Source organism: Propionispira arboris (assembly GCF_900109225.1).
Classification (GTDB): Bacteria; Bacillota; Negativicutes; order Selenomonadales; family Selenomonadaceae; genus Propionispira; species Propionispira arboris.
On the sequence record NZ_FNZK01000013.1, the window covers coordinates 89120 to 110053 of the forward strand.

Sequence of the window (20934 nt, forward strand, 5' to 3'; positions counted from 1 at the left end):
TTCGACAAGCATTCCCTAACTTATTCGTAAAAAGAGATCTTATGCATTAACTACCTAAAAAATCAAGCATTTTCCAATAAATGAAAAACGGCATCTACATTTTCTGCTTTCTCTATTTGCGAAATAATATCTAAATTACTAATAATTCTATAAACCCGCTGAAACTCATTTTGTGACTGTTCATTCAGTGCCAGCATAAATATCAAAGAAATCATTACCCCTGATTCCCATTCAATGGCTTTTTTCAAGACCAAAATCCCTATGCCAGATTTAATAATGTCTTCCCCATATCCATGCGGTATAGCCAAACAGTTATTTATTACAGTGGATCCCATATTTTCCCTTGCCATAACACCTTTTATATAATTCTCGGTCACATAACTTTTATCCACAAGTTTATTTACCAATAAAACCAATGCTTCTTTTTTACTTTTTACTTCTTCATTTATTTCAATAAGCTCCCTATTGAAAACTTTAGAAAAAGCTTTATCCATATACAACTGACTTGCTTCATATCGGTTTTGCACCATTTCAATCAGTTTTTGTGGTCCGTTCTGTATCACCTCTGCCGCAGAAATAAAAGGTATATCATGATATCGTTCATTGATCGAACCAACAATTATAAGGATATTTGAATTTTGCATAATCGTATCAATTTGTTCTTTTATTGTCACTGCATCCAGTACCCCTATTGGTATTATATTTATTTTATTGCATATTTGTAAAACCTCTTTTTTGATTATACTTGCAATATACTGAGCTACGCCTTCTCCTGTTAAACAAAAGCAAACTATGACATAATTCGATTTTTTTCTATTTTTATCCAAATGAGATATTTTGCTGATTTTTTCTTTTGTTAAAGAATCTGCCACCATATCCAAATTATTTTCCGGCAATAAAATTTTCCGAACAGCATCAATCACCATTAAGGTATCCGTTCTGGTAATTGTCCGTGTTGCTATACCGGTCTGTAAAGTAATCTGATTTCCAAATGTATCTAATGAACCCATATCAACCAACAGCAAGACGCCTTTCCCCTGATCTACCTCCATTACAGCCTCCAGTGTTCTCTTAAATGCAATTTCAATTTTTTCATCCAATGACATCTCAACAGCCTTAACTAAATCAACGCCTAAAAACCGATTCGCTACACTTACCATTCCCTGCGCAACATTTCCATGTGACACAACAACGATTCCAATGGCAGCTGTATCATAAACATCTTTATTTGCAGTGGCTTTTAAATACATAGCAATAAATCCGACTTCCTCTTCTGGCAAATCTATTCCCAAATGCTCTTTTGTTAAAAATGCCATTTCCTTAGCCACTTCATATTCTCTCGTATAATATTGCTTTACATTATGTAGACAAAGATTGGAGCTGTATTTGCAAGTTTTTATTCTATCGATCGAAGCATTCAAATGTGTCGCCAAACAATAAAATAATGTATTATCAAAGCTGCCTAATTTCGCTTCTGCTATCGTAAGCATTTTTTCGACTAACAGAATAATTTCCGGACGCACAATTACCCTCAAATCTTTTGTAATTAAGTTATATTTATTATTTTTAATTTGGCTAATTATTTTTTTCAGATTGGTTTCAAGTCCATCCGTAATAATACGATTGATAATTTCGTCCGATAATCCCTGTTGCTGTAACTGCTGGTATTCCACCTCAATGTTTTTATAAATGTCATTGGGAAATGTATATGCACTTTCTTTTACTTTTTCAAATATCTTAGTTCCCGGTAAAAAAATCAAATCATCGGAAAGAATTTTTTCAACTTTTTTCCTGTCCCAGACTATATTATATAAACTCTTTGAAATATGAATCGGTAAAGTCGGTACATCAATCATAATAGAATCATCGTCAAGACCGTTTGTCACATATTCTAAAAATCCCTTCGCACAGGATACCTGAATATCTGACCGCAACTCTCCTATATTCCCTACACAGTTGTAACTTAATAAACTGCGCAATGCCTGTAGCGTTACAATAATTCTTTTGTTGAGTAATGTCGCTTCCTGAAAGAAAAATTCTCGGATCATATCAAGTCTTTCTTCTAAAGTTCGCAATGCTAACGAAGGTAATTCTATCACCATAGATATTCTCCTTCGAAAAGTAATCAAAAGATTTTTCTCTATATCTTCCGAAGTTGCCGCAATAATCATAACCTTCGCTTTATGAAGAGCATTCGTTTCTCCCAACCTTCGATAATGTCCCTTATCAATCAACTGAAATAACATTTCCTGGCCATTGGGTGGTAGGCGATGTACTTCATCAAGAAATAAAATCCCTCCATCCGCTTTTGTCACCAGTCCATCCTGATCATTTTCTGCTCCAGTAAAAGCACCTTTACGATACCCAAAAAGCTGTGCAAGCAATAATTGTGGATTTTCCGCATAATCGGCACAGTTAAAGGGAATAAACGGATAGTCGTTTACATTCGTTTTTTTATAAGCCAACGCAAATTTATACATTAGCTCCGCCAGTTCCGTCTTCCCCACTCCAGGGGCACCTATAATCAATGTATGCAAACCATTGGATGGATACAAGATTGCTGCCTTAGCCTGCTCTATTTTTGGTTTTAAACTTCTTTCATGACCTATCATTGTCAGAAAAATATCACTTGGCTTGTTATTTTCCAAAGGCTCTTGCATTATTTTTTCTTTTTTTTCATTTTTTGCGAAACCACTTGTCTGTAATATATCAAAAAAGCTATTGGTTATCGTATTTCTGGATATATGAAAACCCAATGTATTTAGTTCCGTTGTCAAATTACGTTCAGAGATGTTAGGATTTTTCTTTACTATTCTTTTTATTTCTTCCTGAAGTAAAGTCTTACGCCGTTCCTGTGCATCCGGTATTCCTAAAGCATTTCTGATTTCACCAGTTCTGCTCCGACTAATATATAATTTGCTAGAAATCTCTTGATCTGCTAGTGGATTTTTTTTATCTTCCTCACTTATGATTTTGATGACTTGTTCCTCTATACCATTAGTTGTTTTAGAAACCTGCACTTCCATAATTCTGTCCCCCTTAATTAATATTACAGTCAAAGGTAACATATATACATGGTTTTTCGTGACATCATCTATTTTTAAAGGCAAAAAAGGATCCCTTCTATTCTGACTACTATTTCAGCACCCCCTTATTTTTTAAATTTTCTGTTTTTTTATTCTCTTTTATCACAAATTTTTAGAAATGAATCACATTATCTATGTATAAAATGCGGTGCGTTCCTAGTAAAATTTAATTATAATTCCAAGCGTAATATAAGATGTTCCTTAATAAAAAATCATCTGCTCCCCTGTATTCTGTAACGTGCAAAAAACAAAATGCAAAGAAAAATCAGATGCAACTACAGCATAACAAGACTGCTTCGGATTTGCAATATTCTTATTTAAATTTATATTCTTATTTCAAAAGATGGTAGTAAAAGAGCCCGAGAATTTCCTCAGGCTCTTTTACTTACTCTGTTATATCAACACTTTATTTTGCCTTGAGGTCAAAAATTTGTCGTTCCCCATAAACACCCCATGCATCAATAGCGCTTTTAAGTTCCTTATTTTTACTGTCTTTACAAGCTTCTTTAAGCGATACGCCTTTCATCACAGCATCAATACCTTGCCTGAATGCTTTGCCTCCGGCAGTAGGACCTTGTGGATGTCCAATTACTGCACCACCGGCAGCTATAATTACATCCTTGCCAAATTTGTGTATAAGCTCTTCAATATGGCCCTGCGTTGTTCCGCCTCCCGGCATTGGCATCATTGGCTTAATGTGCTGCCACGGAGTCAAACAAGCATAACCTGCCTGGATAAAGGTATCCATTGTCAGCGGGAATTTTCCATAAGGACTCAAGACAATCCCCATATCGAGACCAGCAAGACGAGGCAGCTTTGAGCATACGAGACTGGCCGACATACCTGACCATGGTGATTCATATAAAGCTCCCTGCATATCACAATGAGACAATATTGGAACATTGATGTCCGGATCATCTGCCAGCATCCTGCAAGCATCCATTCCAACCGGCCATGCATTTATCATTAACGCATTTGCCCCAGCATCAATTGCCCGAAGAGCATTGTCCCGCAATTTTTCTGTTCTATCTGTGATATTAAAGGTATAAAGTGTTTTTTCACCTTTTTCTTCATCCGCAGATTTCAATGCTGCCATAACAGCTTTGACTCTGTCGACCAAATGGCAGTGATCCGGATCGGCTGTCAATTCGTCATCTTTTATGATATCTACGCCGCCTAATGCGATCGAATGAGCAAGCTCTGCTGTTTGCTTCGGATTCAAACCAATACACGGTTTGATCATTGTATTTACCAAAGGTCTGTCATGTACATTCAATAAATTTCGTATTCCCTCTATGCCAAATTTAGCACCTTTAAATTCTTTTAAAAACTTATGTGGAAATTCCAAATCTAACAATTTCAATTTGCCCATGCTTGAAATATTACCAATTACAGTTGTAAACATCATAGCAAATTGAGCACCAAAATTATGTGTTGGAAATGCCAATCGTAGAATAAAATGTCTTTCTGTTACATCCGCAGGATACGAATCGGAGTAAGCTGGAACCTCATAAATTCCAACCACGCGACCAAGATGTTTTTCTCTTAATGCATGCGTTTCGCCAGGTACAGCAACCCAAGTGCCAGTAGTCTGTTCAACAGCCAATGCTGCGGCATATTTAACAGCTTCCATTGATTTCGCATTTGCCACATAATATGTTGCGATTAAATATTTTTCATCTTCTAAACCATCAGGAAATTGCATAAACAAAGGATCAATATACATAAGATAACCCCCTTTTTTATTTTAAACTATAGCGTTTCATGACGGGCCCATCAAAAAACAAACTATGGTTTTTGTTAAGATAAAACGGCCTTCCCTAACGCATGATCAATAATCAATATGTCCGTCAGGCCACCTGTTAGAACTCCCTTTAATGCATAGACTTTAGATACTCCAGAAGCTACCAGGATTTTTGTTTTAATTTTTTTAAACACATCAAGTTCTATTCCTATGGTACGATGTTTTAAAGATGTACTGCATTCTTTCCCTTGACCATCAATAAACCTAAGACTGATATCGCCAACGGCACTTTTCTTCTTTAATTCAAGAATTTCGTTATCGAGAAGATACCCACCCTGTTTGTACAATAATGAATCAACATTCGGGGAAAAAGCTCCTACGCTGCTTAAAGATATGCTGATATGCTTGAACATTTCATAGATCATGCTTACATATTTTTCAGCTTTTATAGAATCTACGGTTCTACTATTACTCATCAGCCCTTCTGCCAGCAAAGAATAATTTTGCCCCCCAAAAGCCATTGAGATCCTTGCCCCCAGTGCCATTACATCTAAATCTGGATGACATCCAGAAAGACTTCCATGCATTGTAACAAAACTGGCATTGACTTTTTGACAAGGATTCAAATACTGTATTAGCTCATACATAGTTTGCCCCCAGCTAAGTCCTAAAACATCTTTCTCTGTAATAATTCTTTGGACATATCTTGCTCCTTCCAGTGCGACGAGTTTTCTCATATTTGCTTTATTTTCTACAAGATTTCCAAGTTCTTTCATTGGCGGTACAACAATTACATCTTTCAAATTAAAACTATTTTTTATTTGTTCTTCCATTTCAAGACAATCCATATAGGGATTTCGAATTACAAATTCCACAATCCCATCTTGTTTAGCTTTTTTAATTAAACGAGATACGGTTGATATAGATATATTCAATATATCAGCAATTTCATTTTGTGATTTGTCTTGAAAGTAATAAAGATATGCGGTTTTAAATACTAAAAAGGTGGATTGATTATATACTGACGACTGCATTTTTAAACCGCTCCCCGTTTTGAAGGTCCCTTCAATTTCTATTTTACATTAAAAGAAAATAACAACAATATAGAAAATATTTTCAATAAAGAAATAATATTCTTTTTAATATTATTTCTTTTTATCACTCTTTCATCAAAGCCTCACCCTGCTTTTTAACTGTTCAACTATGGTATAAGGACTGCTCGTAATCTGTCCCATTAAAATTTGGGGTTTCATTTTTCCATGAAAATCACTACCCGCTGTAATTAATATTTTTTTATCCTGTGCAAATTTTTGATAGTGCCTTTCCTGCTTTTCATTATGCCAACTTGTAAATACTTCAATTCCTGCTAAGCCAAACTTCAGCAGCTCAACAATCAAACCATTTTCCTCTTCCCGCAAACTAGCACCCGGATGCGCCAAAATGGGCACACCGCCGCATTGCAGAATAAGTTCAATAACCTCTTTTGTGTTGGGAAAATACTGCACCGCATTATAAGGACGTCCATAAATCATCCAATCCTGACAAAAATCAAGTATTCCATTCGCTTTTCCCCTGTATTTTTCTAACATTTGATTTCCATTATTTCTTGAATCAGTAAAGATTGCTCTTCCAAAAGAAATTGGCAATGGATCGGAACTATCTTCCATAACTTTTTCTTTTTCTAAGAAAAAACCCGTTTGATGTAATTTATCTATTTGAGCATCAATATTGTTTTCTCTCGCTTTTTTTACTTTTTCGCACAGCTGAATAAGCTCTGGCTTATGATAATCTATATAATAGCCTAAAATGTGGAGCCATTTATTTTCATATATAGAAGAAAATTCACAGCCGGGTATAACTTCTACATTATACTCGCCCCCCCATTTGACAGCCTCCTCAACACTATCGATCGTATCATGATCCGTTATAGCAATCGCCTGAAGCTTAGCTTCACTTGCAATTTTCACTATTGCCCAAGAAGAAAACTCTCCGTCGCCGCTTGCTGCCGTGTGCACATGCAAATCAACCGCCATATTCTTCACCCCTTTAGTGTTGTTTGAAACTCGCTCCCATAACTTGGTTATTAGTCCCAAGGCTTCAAAACCACCTTAATCCCAAGTCCTTTTTTTATAATATCGATCCCTTCGGCAATATCCTTCAAAGGCAATATATGCGTAACAAATTCGGCAGCTGGTACTTTCCCCTCTGAAATTAAATGGAAGGCCTCTATAAAATCTTTAGGTGCGTAAGCAAATGCACCATAAATTGCAATTTCATCATAATGAATTCTATTGCTGTTTAAATTTATATGACAATTATTAATTGGCAGCCCGCCAAAAAAACATACTCTGCCTCTTTTCCTTACCATATCTATGGCTTGTTCTTGAACAAGTCCCACCGGGCAGGCAACAATAGCAGCATCCGCTCCTAAATTATTGGTTTCCGCTAACACGATTTCATGAACATCTTGCTGCGAGGAATCCACAAAAACATCAATACTTGTAAACCTTCTTACAAGATCCAATCGGCTCTCATTAATTTCTGACATAATCACTTTTTTCGCTCCACGAGCCTTCGCAATTACGGCGTGCAAACAACCAATAGGACCAGCACCAAAAATCAAAACCGTATCGCCCTTGCCTACCCCCATATTTTTCTGCGCACATATGACAGAAGCGGTTGTTTCTGCCAGAGGAACCTGCTCCATCGGTAAATTATTCGTTATTTTTATTACACAATCATTCGCTAAAGCCACTTTAGGAATTGCCACATATTGAGCATACCCCCCAGGTATCGTTGTTCCTAAAAACTCTAACTCTTGGCAGTGATTCCCAAATCCAATTTTGCAATAATCACAATGCCCACAAGGAATAATCGGATTGACCGCCACTTTATCCCCTACAGAAAAATCCGATATATTTTTCCCTATACTTTCTATCACACCTGCAACTTCGTGACCAATGACCTGCGGCGGTATGAGCTTCCCATGACCTACATCAAAGGTTCGAATATCTGATCCGCATAAACCAACGGCCTTAACTTTCACCAAAATCCCTTCTTCTGGACATAGCGGCATCGGAATTTCTTGCATCTCAAAATCTTTAGGGCCTTTAAATACAATTGCTTTCATTTTCTATTCCTCTTTTCTAAAATTAATAAGGTGTATCCATTCACTTTTTGCATATTAAAAAGAATACACCTCACCATGTACCGTTTTATTTACACACTACTGTCCAAATAATAAAGACAGGGGCTTCCATATAAGCCAGGGGATTTGCAGTGTTCCACCATATAAACTACTGATCGTCGTCGTCCCTTCCGGAAATGGAAAACCAACAGCATGCCCCATAATTGTATGCACAGGTCCAAAATCTGTTGCAATTAATAAACACAGTGGCACAATTAAAAGACTAATAATTAAAGATCTAAATATATTCCCATTTGTAACAGCAACAGGAAAGCTTAAAATAAAGGTCAGCATGACAAGATCCGTAAACGGCAGCAGCCGATTTCCTGGAAGAATTAATGACATTAAGACAGCTATCGGAATCATTATAATGGCAGTAGCCATAACAGCTGGATTTCCAATAGCGATAGCCGTATCCAGCCCAATATAAAATTCCCTCCCCGGAAATCTGTTTTTTAAAAACTCTCTTGCCCCTTCAGACAGAGGAATCAATCCTTCCATTAAAATTGCTACCATTCTTGGTAAAATAACCATTACAGCGCCCAGCGTAACACCGGTAGTTAAAATTTTACCTAAGTCATATTTGGCTAATATTGCCAATATAGAACCAAGAACTAACCCAATAAATAACGGTTCACCGAATATTCCGAATTTATCCTGTACTTTCTTTTGATCAATGTAAATACTGTTTATACCAGGAACCCTGTCTAAGATTTTGTTAAAAACATACGCAACAGGATACCACCCCACAGTTCCTACATGCGGAAGCGAAATTCCCGGCAAACCAAAAAATTTCTCCACCAAAGGTGCTGTTATATCCGCAAGCTTTAAAGTTACATACTCACAAATCAAAACGGCCGCGATTGTCAAATACCAATTTTCCTGCGTTGAATGATATACAATGGCTCCACAAAACAGCATTTGCCAATAATTCCAGATATCTACATCTGCCGTTTTTGTTTGGTTAATCGCCAACAAAAATACATTAAATAAAAGAATCAGTGGCATAATCACCGGTACAATTATAGAACCGAAACTAACCGCGGCTGATATTGGCCAGCCAACATCAAGAATATCCAGTTGAACTCCCATATTTTTAACCATAGCTTGTGTTACAGGACCTAACGTATTCATCAATACCGAAATAACCATATTGATTCCAACAAAACCAACACCAATAATAAGCCCTGCCCTGAAAGCCTTACTAAAGCCCTGCCCTAAAAGCAACCCCAGAACTGTGATAATGATTGGCATCATAACCGCAGGACCCAAGCCCAAAATAAATTGAATTGCATCTAACATATCAGATCACCCCCAGCGTTTGTTTTAATGCAGTGATAATCTGTTCTTCAACTTTTTCCAAACCTACACCCGACAAAAAAGCAATCCCGCTTATAATAGGTATAGTAGTTGTCGTAGAAATTGTCGTAGTTGAAACAATTAAATCCGGTGAAAAAGTATTTAATTTAGATTTCACTTCAAGTGATTTACATTGTATAATTTCATATTCAATATTGTTTTTTTTGCACATATTAGCCACACCGTTATGAACAACCGTAGAAGTTGCAATTCCTGTTCCACATACACACATAATTTTTACTTTTCCCATTCTTTCTCCCTCCTCTATACAAATGTAATATAAATTTGATCTTTACTCATTCTGGTTTATTTGATTCACTATATCTATAAACATTTGCCTATCATCACACTTCAACATTTGTTTAATGAGATGAGAGGCTTGAAACAGCGATATCAAATCCTGTAAAAGCTGCAACTGTTTTTGCGGTTCTGTTAGGGCAAGCATAAAGACAATTTTCACATCAACAGTATTTTCGGGACTCGCCATCAAATTAAATTTTACTGAATTTTTCAAAGTAGCAATTGCAATGCTTGGTTTTAGTACATGCTGTATATCTGCATGCGGGATAGCAACACCAAATTCTTTTGTTTGCAATCCTGTCGGGTAAACATCTTCTCTTTCAATGAGCGCCTGTAAATAACTCGGTTTTACAATATTCTTTTCCAATAAACAATTTGCTAGCACAGTCATAACATCATATTTATTTTCCAATTCCAGATTAAGTACTACTAGTTCAGTGTCCAGTAGATTCACATCTAACAACATACCTCCTCCTTTCCTTACAATTCATGCGCCAGAATTTTTTCATTCAGTATACGGACCTGACTTCACTTATTATCTCGTAAATTCATTTGTCATGTCCCTTTCTATTGTTTCTCCCTTCCTTTTCCGTAAGAATTCTGGCACATCTTTCACCATTATATTAATGCAAGTTCCATGCCAGATTTTGGTCAAATTTGTTTTTTTTATTCACTGCCAAATATTCTGATAAGTTTTTAAATTTATATTACACATCCTTTCGTTATTCAAAAGATAAATTATAGCCCTATCGAATACAAATATTGAGAGGATCACTATATATGACATTAATCCACTATGTAATAATGGGCATAATCTTCCACTCGATGAAATAGATTTACTTTTTAAGAAAATTGACGGATTTTCTTTTATGCGTGGATCAGATCCTACACCCTTTGGATTTCTTGATGTTTTCTGGAAAAGCGAGAAAGATATTCGCTCTTCTATGAATATTCTCGGCTCTTGCATTATCAAGGAAATCAACGGTTATAAAAACTTTATTTGAATTCGTTTTTCTTTAGTGTCATATTTGATTATGTCTCTAATTTTTTTGGCCTAAGAACCATATAATTTAACGCTTTTATGAATTTCCAAAAAAAACAATTATCTTTGAAAAATCAATAGGGGAAAATCGAATCTAGTTATGAATCGTGAATTTTATTTTATACCATGAAAAAGTCATCGAATAGCATACTATGCGTATGCTATTCGATGACTTTAAATACAATTATCGTTCTATTTTATTTTCTTTGTTATAACGAATATAATTTTCTTTCAAAACTTGCTTACAATTTTTTTCTAATAAAGGAATATCATTTGCCCTGGTCTTCCACGTCATTGTTGTGTTAACGTTTCCATAATGATGTGCAATAAAACCTCTATTACGGGAAATTTTTTGCAAGTTCTCCAATTTGTAATAATACCATAAAGGCTCATTCCAATAATAGAGGGTCTTGTGTTCCAAAGAGATATTCTACCGGAACCATCATTTTCTGTAACGCTTTTGCGCAAGACTCACGATTCGGCCATATTTTTTCTGGTAAAGCTCCATAAAGGGCTATAATCGGAACTGATGCGTTGGAACCAATTGACTCCATTTCTTCTATCTTCGCTTTCATCCCTTCGGGTTTTCTCATCGTGACGCGCATCATTTCTGTCGTCCTATTACCTGAAAGTAATTTATACCAATTCGCACTATTTTGCTCAGAAACATGCGGCGTCAGGAAGAAACTAGCAAAAGTATCCATAACTTCAGGATGTTCTTTTCCCATATAATGGAACTTTATAATGTCCATCTTTCGTGAAAAATCATAAACATTATGCACGCTTGCTAAAACAGCAAAACATAGCTAGCCAAAATTCTGCTATGCAGTCCTTTATCTTTTCAACACTTGTTATGAACTATTTAAACTACTTTCAGGAAAACTCCTGTATTCCGATTTATGAATATGTGAAAGCCTTGCATAATTTAACAGGACAATATTTAATCCAGCTTAATATCATGGAAAAACAGCAGAAATGAACTTTTCATATAATAAAACAGGAACGGTCAAAGGTTAGACTTATTAGTTTAATTCTTTGGAGGTTTTCATATTTAACATTGCAATACCTGCATTAAAAATCACTGTGAAGACAGCTATTATTCCCATAGAAGCATATATTTCAGTATAATCAGAATGCACAATTCCATCGATAACGACACCTATTCCCATAACTAAATAGATTATGCAAGGCTGAAGCCAATATGTCTTTTTTGATGTAATACTAACATTGCCAGAGTCAAAATCTTTCTTGGAAATAAATAATGTGAATATTTGCGAAAAAACATACACTACAAAAAACCACCCTATAAAATTAGATATTGGAACCCCAAAATAGTTTCCTCCATCCCTCCAAACCCAAATACCGCCTATAGTAGAAGCTTGAGGATCGGTTACAAGATCCCACATAGTCATTAATAAGGCTGTAGTTATTGGGACAAGGACCTTATAAATTCCTTCAATTTTCTTATTGAAGCGTCCTAGTACTGCATGTGCTACTGTCCAAGATGTATACACGATGGCAAAATAAGATACCATTATAAATATTGGTACGTTCCAAATACGAAGTCCTAATCCTTCTCTATAATAGTAATGCCCAAACGGGAATCCCGTTGTTATACTTAGTCCTTCAAAGAAAACACTTACAATCCATGTGATGGCAAACCATATTACCATGTTTTTGAACCCATAACGCCGAGTTCCATGAAGCCATGCAAAGATAAACATAGGAATAAATATATTACTTGTTACGTTGGCAATTATATTTAATTTCATCAATAATGTCATAATTGCTACTATAGCAACGAGACCCCACATAAGATAGTCTGTTATTTTATTTTTGCCAATATCAGCAGTAACAGTTTGATTGTAATTCAAATTTGTATTTGCCATAATTATAACCATACCTTTCGCTTACTCATGGCACAAAACGGAATAAAGGACCGTTGCCTAGAGCTTTTTTGTACAACTAAAATACTTTTTGCAGACACATTGAACGGTTGTTACAATAAAATCAGGAGGTGGCCCGCTAAAAGAAAAACAATTTGATTCAGAAATTAAGAAAGATAATGAAAAAGGAATTTGAGTAGGACATACTCACGTACAACGTAGTATTATGCATCAACAACGTTACTTTACCACAAGTGGACAGACTTAAAATTAGTTTGATTATTACAATACCAAATACCGTCATATTGCATTAGACGGTATTTCTCCGCTATGGTTTATTAATCAGCAAGTACATAAATTGGATACTTATAGTAAAACCCCATCCGCGCCAGCAATCCAGTGATTCCCCGAATAGAATATGTATATCCGTATTCTCGTTTAATGTAATTGGCAATCAAACCAGCTGTCCAATTAAAATCCCTGGATACTCCGACATCAAAAGGGTGCTGCTTCATAATCAGTTCTTTTAATGTATCTCTTTCTTCGAGTGTAAGTCGTACGGGTCTTCCTGAAATTTTTTTATCCGGTATACCAGAAAGTCCGGCAGACTGATACTTTTTATATAAATTACATATCGTATTTACTGTTATTCCTGTCTGTTTTGCTACATCACTACCAATCATGCCAGAGAGATATAGATAGAGAGCTTTATATCTTTTAAAAACTCTTACTATCGTTTCTTTATCCATGGCATCCTTTATTTTAGCTAATTCTTCTACAGATACTTTTCTTCTCACTTCTGACGACATCCTTTATAAAATTCTTTATGGATATGATTAGAAGGTACTAATTATTTTCATGACGGTCGCCAGAAATGAACGATAGTATCACGTTACGTAGAAAACAAACCATGCCCTATCGTCCAATTTTCTGGCAAATTTATAAATAGATTAAAATTCTTTAATTCATTATATAACGGTCCTATTATCCAAAAAATTTTAATATGCTTTAATTCTTTTATTTTTTTATAACAAATCACATACATTGTTGGTAAAACAAGCAATATATGAATAGTAGCTATACTATTAGAAGCCCACTGGCTATAGCAACGGTCATTGGTCCCCCAACTTTTCATCAGTGGAATCATCCCCTAATGTTGCTATTTTTATATGCACAGTTTGGTTGTACGGTTACCTCATTAACTAATTACTGGCATATATTCCCAATCATTTCTAAATTTACTGCTCGATCAATTTTCTGACCTTTGTAGTTTCCAATTCCATGATATAGACATTGACAGCCATCTAATCCTTGTATGTCTCGAACAAATTCAACATTTTCACTATTAGCATATGAAGTTAGTTTCATCTTAAAGTCAACAGCTGCTACTTTAATGGTCAACACTTTTGGATACTTATTACCGGTCTTGCTACTTGTCCATACTTCGTCATAAGTAATATCAGCGACAGCATTGGTTTGTGCACCAAATTTGTCAGCGATAGTTGCAAATGCATATCGAGTGTTACCTGAATAAATATCCCAAAGTGAAATGGCTTCTTTTAATTCTTCACCTAAAGCTAAGCCAAGCCATAACCAAATACTCTTACCCGCAACAAGAGTTCCGTCTAGATTAGCATCTTCTTTTAATATATCTGAACGTTCAACTTTTCCAATTTGTCTATCAAACCAAGCAACACCATTTTTCACCGCATAAGTTTTACCTTTGATAGTAAATGTACCTTCCATTTTCATATTAGGAAAAGAATATTGATAACTTGGAGTACCGTTGAATGTAATCAAACCACTAGCACCATTATAGAGAACTTCTTTTTGTGAAGTTAATTTAATATCCAATTTATTTTCTCCAAGATCTAATGTTAAAGACATAGCATCCCGATTACCTTTTAATGATCCCAAAGATGAGTAAACATTCAATTCATCATAAGAACAATTGTTTTCTGAGGATGCTGGTGCTGTCAGGTCTTTATTGATCCAAGTATTGTCAGTGGCATCCATAAATACTGTTTCAGCCGATACTATTTCTTTTTCGTCCGGTGTATGAATCATTCCTTGATGCCATGTAAATCCTAAAATATGTCCATCACTTTCAAAATCTGCCTTTACATACCAAGAGTCAAATGCTATCCCCCTTTTCCCAGGTAAATCGTTAATAACATCTACACTTAATGGTAATCCCTTGTTATTCTTTACTTTACTCATAATTATTTACTCTCCTTATTTTTGATTATAGATTAAAAATACTATACTTTTTAGTTTTCCTATTGTACAATTTCAGATGAGACACATTGTCGCATTTGATGAATTTATATTATCATCCCTATGTTCTAAAGACAAGATACAATATGAGGTAATATGTCGCATTTTAAGGAGGAGAATAATTTGAACAAGAACGCAGGAAAACAAACTGAATTAAAAATAGTAAATGCTTTTTGGACACTGTACAAAAACACAGAAATAGAAAAAATTACCATAAAAAATATAACAGCAGAAAGTGGGATTCATAGGGCAACATTTTATAGACATTTTCAAGACATTTATGCTGTCTTGGAATACATAGAAGCTAAATTATTAGATGGGCTCGATAATATCTATATGGGAATTTTAAAAAGCGATTCTGACATGACTAATTATATAAGAAAAATATATGAGCTATTCAGAAAAGATTATGAGTATCTCAATATTTTGGTTCGCAATCAAAGAGATTTAAATTTTTCTAATAAGTACAGAATATATCTCAAAAATAAACTTCCTATAATTATTCAAAGTGAAAATGAACATGCAAAAATTGTTATTGATATGATGATGACAGTAATAGTAGAAATGATAATCACATGGGCTGATGAAGATATCCTTTCGTTTGATGAGATTGTATCCATACTAAAGGGATGGTCCTTAGAAGGTTTCTATCCAACATTATTAACTCAATACCAAGTTAAAACATCGATAGATCCATATAAGTTAACAAATTCATGATAGATCAGCATAATCTTTTCTAGACCCTTTTTATTGTTTTCCGCATAGTTTATGGCTTGGCGCAATTTCGCTTTAGGTGCTATTTTCTCTTTATTCGCTTCAATCCATAACCAAACAGCCTCTAATGCAGGCTTTTCCTGCATTAGAGGCTGTTTTTTCCGTTCTTCGGTTTCGAGAGATGCGAATTCTTTCTCCATATAAAAGAGTTGATTGATTTGTTCAATACATGCTTTTGTTAAAGTCGTTTCTTCATCATTCAAGCTGTGGCAAAGCATTAACAAAATATCTACGTACATGAGCCTTATTCGAAAAGTAAGATACGTCGCATATCCGAAGAAAATTTGACGAAGCACTGAAATGCCTTCCTGAAAAAGACCGTGAAGATCTGGTACACAACGGTGTAAACAGTATTGCACCCAACTATTTGCGATTGAGCGGCAACTTTCCGATTGTGCAACAGAAGAACGTTATAAAAAGCGGCAGGAACTGGCAAAGCCAGTGCTTGACGAGTTTTTGTCATACCTTCATACCAAGAAAGCATCTACAAAAAGTAGCTTTGGTCGAGCAGTACATTACATGATTGAACAATGGAAATATCTTGAACGCTATATAAGTGACGGACAACAACAATCGTGCAGAAGACAACATTAAGCCGTTTGTTATTGATCGCAAAAATTTTCTTTTCGCGAATACGAGTCGAGGAGCTATAGCCAGTGCCATTATTTTTAGCATCATAGAAACTGTGCAAAAGAAAATGGGGTAAATCCATATGCATATTTGACTTATATTTTCAAAAATGCACCAAACTGGAATATACGAAATGATGTTGAGGCACCGCAACGATTAATGCCGAATTTCGTTCCAGGTTACTACAAAACGAATGCTGTTACCAACTGACGTGTTGTCAAGGTAACGGCATTTTTGACGCTTACCGAACTAACATGATAATCCGATAAAAAGAAGTGGATAAATAATAAATAAGAACAGTAACGTTGTTACAATGAAAGCAGCAACATTCAAATCAACATTTAAATTATAAATTCTTGAGGTAATTACTGCATTTACTGCCGTTGGCATACATGAAAGCACAAGAATTGTTCCGAGCATATTAATATCATGGATGACAATATGAGATAAAAAGTAAATTATAATTGGTGTAACTATAAACTTAATGATTGATAAATCAAATAATGATAGCCAATATTGACGAATTTTTTTTAAATTTATCGAATATCCGACCGGAATGAGACCTGTCCACGTTCCAAAATGAATTAAAATTTGTATTGTACCATTGATTTCATGTGGACGAGGCACATCTAAATAGTGTAAAACTCCACCAAGTAATATTCCTAATACTGCAAGTTGATTTTTTGAGAACAACATTGCTTTCAATGATATTTTCTGCTTTATTGATTCCTTTTTAAATCGATTTTCATAAGATTGTGCCAGAGGATAACAGCACATAAACATGAACATATATTGAAATAGCACCATAATTTGTTGATATGCATATCCTTTTTCACCATAAATAAGAAAAACGCAAATACCACCAATTGTGCCAAAATTTGAAAGACTAGCTGCCATCACGTAGGAACCGCGCTCTCGGTCATCAGAATACTTCATTTGTGCAATAATATACGCTATTCCCCCTGGTAAAAATCCCATTGCAATGCTAATGAGTGGAACCCATAACAGGTCACTATTGATTGGTAATATCCAAAAACTAAAAAAAGAAACAAGAGGGCAAACCACGAGAATATTATTTAAGATCATTTTATTAAAAAATCCAGCATTAAACACTTGCTGATATTTGCAAGCACATCCTAGTAATAGTGGACCGATCATATCTATAGCAAAAATTAATAACTTTGTTTGTATATCCAATTCAAGTCCTTCTTTATAAATAAAAGTTTTTTCAATAATCTTTTATCATTCTATAGAAAAAAATAAAATAATGGAGAAAGTAGTGCAAAAAAATCTATTGAAATTCAGTATTTTCACTTGCACTCCAAAATATGGTTTATAAACTCATGCCGATCTGTACACGACATTAATTTTTCCATTAAATTTTGATCAGCCCAGACTTGATAAAAAAAACGGAAAACAAGCGAACTTGCTTCTGGTAAAGCAATCATAAATATTTTATCCACAAATTGATCATTTCCCCAGTTAATGGGTTTCTGCAGCGTGGCAATTGCAATTCCCGGTTTAATAACATGTTTAGCAAAAGTATGTGGGATAGCAATTGTACCAGTCAAATAAGTATTATCCATTCGTTCGCGTTCGTATATTCCCAGTAAATAGCCTTTTTGCACATAACCATATTTCAATAACAACTGGCTTAGTTCATCCAAAACAACATTTTTAGATTTAAATGTCGCTTGTGGTAATATAAGCTTATCATCAAAAATTTGATTTAATACTGGAATGCTAGTTTTAACTAAATACTCATTTTGCCCAGCAAACAGTAAATTTCTCAATAAAGTTTCCCCTTTTTCTTCAAATATTTTATCAATAGATAAAAAAGGAACATTACTAATAGCTGGATCAATGGTACCAATAATTCCAATTAAAAAATTTTCTTCCTGAATTTTTTTTATTGCATTTATCGCATCCCAATATTTTATAAAGCAAATTGGAATGATCTCAATGTTACTTTGTCTTATTTCTTCTTTAAAATTATTTTCAATAAATTTTTTTATTTGTTGCGCTGCACCTTCTCCCGTTATGCAGAGAGTAATTAGAACCGGCTGACCATTATTTATTTTAGGTTTAAAATAATAACTTTGATTATCCAAAGTCATATATAAATCTTCCAAAGTCATATTTTGATTAATCGCTGTAAAAGCTGCATCCAGAGCCATAGCTGTATGAACTTTGTTTATTGTTCTTGTTGGAATATTGGTTGCTTTTGTTATTAATTCACCAAATGTAATAGCTGACCCCATATCTACAAGAATCAATATACCGTTTCCCATATGGATTCGTTCACATAATTCAATAGATCTTTTTAATGCTGTGTCGGTTTTTTCTTCAAAGTCAATATCAACAAAATCAACAAAATTTTGACCAATTAAACTATTTACAATTTTCGCCATTTCGGATGCAACATGTCCGTGGCTAATAATTATAATATTTACAATTCCATTAGGACTTTTTAGATTAATGGCCTTTTTTCTTAAGTATAATGCAATAAATCCAGTTTCAGATTCTGGAAATTTGATTTGAAGTTTTTCCTCAGCAAATTTTAAAATTTCTATAGCTGTTAAATATTCATCATGATACTCTTCTTTAATTCTGCTAAGTTCAGGATTAAATATTGGTTTTCCTTGTTTTACTCGTTGAATTGTTGCATGAAGATGTAACGCCAAGCAGTAATAAAAGCTTTTATCCAATGACCCCAGCCGTTCCTCTGCAATTTCCGACATCTTTGCTACAATACTCGATATTTCATTTCCGACTAAACATGATATATTTTGGGTTTCCATATTAATATTTATTTTCTGCAAATAACTTGTGGTTCTTTTTAAATGGGTTTCGAGTTCCCTTTCCATAATTTTTCCTATAGTGTTTTGTTCAACGCCCTGCCTTTTTAATTCCTCAAATCGCTGATCAATAAAACCATAAATTTCATTTGGTAATATATATGAATCCGTATCATCATATATATCGACTTCTTTTCGTCCCGGTTGAATTGAAATTCCATTATTAATATAGTTTTTTATACCACTATATGTATATTTTTTGCGATATAAACTTTCACACACATCGTTATTAAACTCTGCCAGACCAATAGTAATACATTTCTTATTCTCATTTACATATTTCAAATAGGCTTTAGCACAAGCCATTTGAATATCACTTCTAAGTTGACCAATATTGCCGGGACAATTATAGCATAACAGTCCACACACTACATCGGATTTCACATTAATGGGGATGCCAAGTCGTTCAGCTTCCATTCTGAAAAATTCAACAATTATTTCATATTTTTCATTTATTGAACGATTATAGAGAGGTGGTAATTCTATAACCATTGGTATTCTTCGTCGAAAAGTAAGGGCAAGTTGAGAATCAAGATCTTTCGTCGTAGCTCCTATCACCATTACATTAACTTTATGTTCGTTTTCCGATTCCCCCAGTTTGCGAAATACGCCGTTGTCAATAATAGAAAAAAGCATCTCTTGACCTTCTACTGGCAATCGATGGATTTCATCTAAAAATATTATACCGCCATCAGCTTTTTCAATTAATCCCTTTTTTTCCGTTTCAGCACCAGTATAGGCTCCCTTAACATGTCCAAATAATTGTGAAAGCAAAAGTTGTGGATTATTAGAATAATCCGCACAATTAAATCGAATTAACGATTTGGGTTTAACTCGTTCTATCTTTTTAGCAAATTCGAACATAGCCATGGCTAATTGGGATTTACCAGTTCCAGTCTGTCCTATAATTAAAGTATGAAGCCCATTGGGGGGATATAATATTGCTGCCTTAGCTTGCATTATTTTTGGGAAAATACTACCATTGAAACCAATAATATGGCAAAATACATCATTATCATTAGTTTGAGTATTCTCATCAATTTCTTCTATTTCTCCAAGCTCTTTTCTAATAATAGATACAGAAAAGGTAGAAATATCAAAGCCCAAATTTTGAATAGATTTGACTAATTTTCGATCAGATATATTTTTTTCTTCGCTAATAAATTCCCTTATCTTGTCTTTAAGATAAGGAAGTCGGCGCAGATTATAACTTGGAATATTTAATTGTTTTCTTATCTTTATAATATTTTGTCTTGATGTTTTCAACATTAAAGCTAAACTGTCATCAGTGTAAGGATTAAATTTATTTTCATTTGCAATAAGCAAACGTAGGTTTTCTTCCATCTACATAACCCCCAAAAACATTATCAATTTCTACCAGTAAATAAGAAAAAATTAAAGTATTAACTTTTTGGTTCTGGTGTAAATTCCCCATAAAAAACCCAACCTATATACATATGAAAAAATATCTATTCTATAATCACTCCTTTTTCAGACTGGAATTATAATATCAGAGACAAAATATGGTGAACTTAATTTTTTGAATACGGTTAAAATATTGGAAAATTATTTGATATGAAATATTTTGCCTATTTAATTATTCCATAAATAATGAAAAGTCAGAACATTGTGATTTATTTAAAATAAACTATATTGAAAATAGATAACATTCCTATTTTATCTGGTGTTCATAAGAATAGCATACTTTTTGTATTTATGAGAGTAAAACTTTATACTCGTAATATTTTCTTAATAAATGAATTGAATACGCAGATACATACACTGTATAAA

The 20934-nt window shown here is 34.3% G+C and carries 18 protein-coding genes and 2 pseudogenes; 4 read left to right on the forward strand and 16 right to left on the reverse strand.

Annotated features, from left to right (window positions below):
- Window positions 1-62: 62 nt before the first annotated feature.
- The 9 genes from BMY14_RS13070 to BMY14_RS13110 form a co-directional block, all read right to left on the reverse strand.
- Complete coding sequence (locus BMY14_RS13070) at window positions 63-3026, reverse strand: sigma 54-interacting transcriptional regulator (RefSeq protein ID WP_177177592.1); 2964 nt, start codon at window positions 3024-3026, stop codon at window positions 63-65.
- 466 nt (window positions 3027-3492) lie between these two features.
- The gene (locus tag BMY14_RS13075; RefSeq protein WP_091832592.1) at window positions 3493-4812 is read right to left on the reverse strand and encodes a RuBisCO large subunit C-terminal-like domain-containing protein; all 1320 of its coding nucleotides are present in this window, start codon (window positions 4810-4812) and stop codon (window positions 3493-3495) included.
- A gap of 74 nt (window positions 4813-4886) precedes the next feature.
- A complete protein-coding gene (locus BMY14_RS13080; RefSeq protein WP_091832595.1) occupies window positions 4887-5864 on the reverse strand; it encodes a sugar-binding transcriptional regulator in 978 nt (325 codons plus the stop codon).
- A gap of 135 nt (window positions 5865-5999) precedes the next feature.
- On the reverse strand, window positions 6000-6863 hold the full coding sequence (locus BMY14_RS13085) for a PHP domain-containing protein (RefSeq protein ID WP_091832598.1): 864 nt from the start codon (window positions 6861-6863) through the stop codon (window positions 6000-6002).
- 50 nt (window positions 6864-6913) lie between these two features.
- Complete coding sequence (locus BMY14_RS13090) at window positions 6914-7960, reverse strand: alcohol dehydrogenase catalytic domain-containing protein (protein ID WP_091832601.1); 1047 nt, start codon at window positions 7958-7960, stop codon at window positions 6914-6916.
- A gap of 96 nt (window positions 7961-8056) precedes the next feature.
- Window positions 8057-9319 carry a PTS galactitol transporter subunit IIC gene (locus BMY14_RS13095; RefSeq protein WP_091832603.1) on the reverse strand — a complete coding sequence of 421 codons (1263 nt, stop codon included), beginning with the start codon at window positions 9317-9319 and terminating at the stop codon, window positions 8057-8059.
- Between the two features lies 1 nt (window position 9320).
- Entirely contained in the window at window positions 9321-9626 is a 306-nt protein-coding gene (locus BMY14_RS13100) for a PTS sugar transporter subunit IIB (RefSeq protein WP_091832606.1), read from the reverse strand.
- A gap of 42 nt (window positions 9627-9668) precedes the next feature.
- On the reverse strand, window positions 9669-10142 hold the full coding sequence (locus tag BMY14_RS13105; protein ID WP_091832609.1) for a PTS sugar transporter subunit IIA: 474 nt from the start codon (window positions 10140-10142) through the stop codon (window positions 9669-9671).
- Window positions 10143-11107: 965 nt separating this feature from the next.
- Window positions 11108-11470, reverse strand: a complete 363-nt coding sequence (locus BMY14_RS13110; protein WP_143063176.1) for a hypothetical protein — start codon at window positions 11468-11470, stop codon at window positions 11108-11110.
- A gap of 101 nt (window positions 11471-11571) precedes the next feature.
- Between BMY14_RS13110 and BMY14_RS21050 the strand changes: the two genes are divergently transcribed.
- Window positions 11572-11697, forward strand: a complete 126-nt coding sequence (locus BMY14_RS21050) for a hypothetical protein (RefSeq protein WP_281246445.1) — start codon at window positions 11572-11574, stop codon at window positions 11695-11697.
- Window positions 11698-11740: 43 nt separating this feature from the next.
- Here the strand turns inward: BMY14_RS21050 and BMY14_RS13120 are convergent, their stop codons facing one another.
- The 4 genes from BMY14_RS13120 to BMY14_RS13135 form a co-directional block, all read right to left on the reverse strand.
- Window positions 11741-12619 (reverse strand): carotenoid biosynthesis protein, encoded by an 879-nt coding sequence (locus tag BMY14_RS13120; RefSeq protein WP_091832617.1) that lies wholly within the window; start codon window positions 12617-12619, stop codon window positions 11741-11743.
- Between the two features lie 323 nt (window positions 12620-12942).
- Window positions 12943-13401: a helix-turn-helix domain-containing protein gene (locus BMY14_RS13125; protein ID WP_091832620.1), complete on the reverse strand. Its 459-nt coding sequence runs from the start codon at window positions 13399-13401 to the stop codon at window positions 12943-12945.
- 95 nt (window positions 13402-13496) lie between these two features.
- Window positions 13497-13739, reverse strand: coding sequence for a hypothetical protein (locus BMY14_RS13130; protein ID WP_091832623.1), 243 nt, complete (start codon window positions 13737-13739; stop codon window positions 13497-13499).
- Between the two features lie 71 nt (window positions 13740-13810).
- Window positions 13811-14824: a lipocalin-like domain-containing protein gene (locus BMY14_RS13135; RefSeq protein WP_091832626.1), complete on the reverse strand. Its 1014-nt coding sequence runs from the start codon at window positions 14822-14824 to the stop codon at window positions 13811-13813.
- 180 nt (window positions 14825-15004) lie between these two features.
- Between BMY14_RS13135 and BMY14_RS13140 the strand changes: the two genes are divergently transcribed.
- Window positions 15005-15598, forward strand: a complete 594-nt coding sequence (locus BMY14_RS13140) for a TetR/AcrR family transcriptional regulator (RefSeq protein ID WP_019555533.1) — start codon at window positions 15005-15007, stop codon at window positions 15596-15598.
- Here BMY14_RS13140 and BMY14_RS13145 read toward each other — a convergent pair.
- A complete protein-coding gene (locus BMY14_RS13145) occupies window positions 15547-15951 on the reverse strand; it encodes an IS66 family transposase (RefSeq protein ID WP_091832629.1) in 405 nt (134 codons plus the stop codon). The genes BMY14_RS13140 and BMY14_RS13145 overlap by 52 nt on opposite strands.
- A gap of 61 nt (window positions 15952-16012) precedes the next feature.
- Here BMY14_RS13145 and BMY14_RS21190 point away from each other — a divergent pair.
- Both BMY14_RS21190 and BMY14_RS21195 read left to right on the forward strand, forming a co-directional pair.
- A pseudogene (locus BMY14_RS21190) lies at window positions 16013-16361 on the forward strand (IS66 family transposase); the annotation flags it as partial.
- Window positions 16355-16495, forward strand: a pseudogene (locus BMY14_RS21195) (transposase domain-containing protein); the annotation flags it as partial. The pseudogenes BMY14_RS21190 and BMY14_RS21195, both read left to right, overlap by 7 nt.
- A gap of 39 nt (window positions 16496-16534) precedes the next feature.
- On the opposite strand, the gene BMY14_RS13160 reads toward BMY14_RS21195, so the two are convergent.
- Complete coding sequence (locus BMY14_RS13160) at window positions 16535-17482, reverse strand: AEC family transporter (protein WP_091832638.1); 948 nt, start codon at window positions 17480-17482, stop codon at window positions 16535-16537.
- Between the two features lie 113 nt (window positions 17483-17595).
- Entirely contained in the window at window positions 17596-20487 is a 2892-nt protein-coding gene (locus BMY14_RS13165; RefSeq protein ID WP_091832641.1) for a sigma 54-interacting transcriptional regulator, read from the reverse strand.
- Between the last annotated feature and the right edge of the window lie 447 nt (window positions 20488-20934).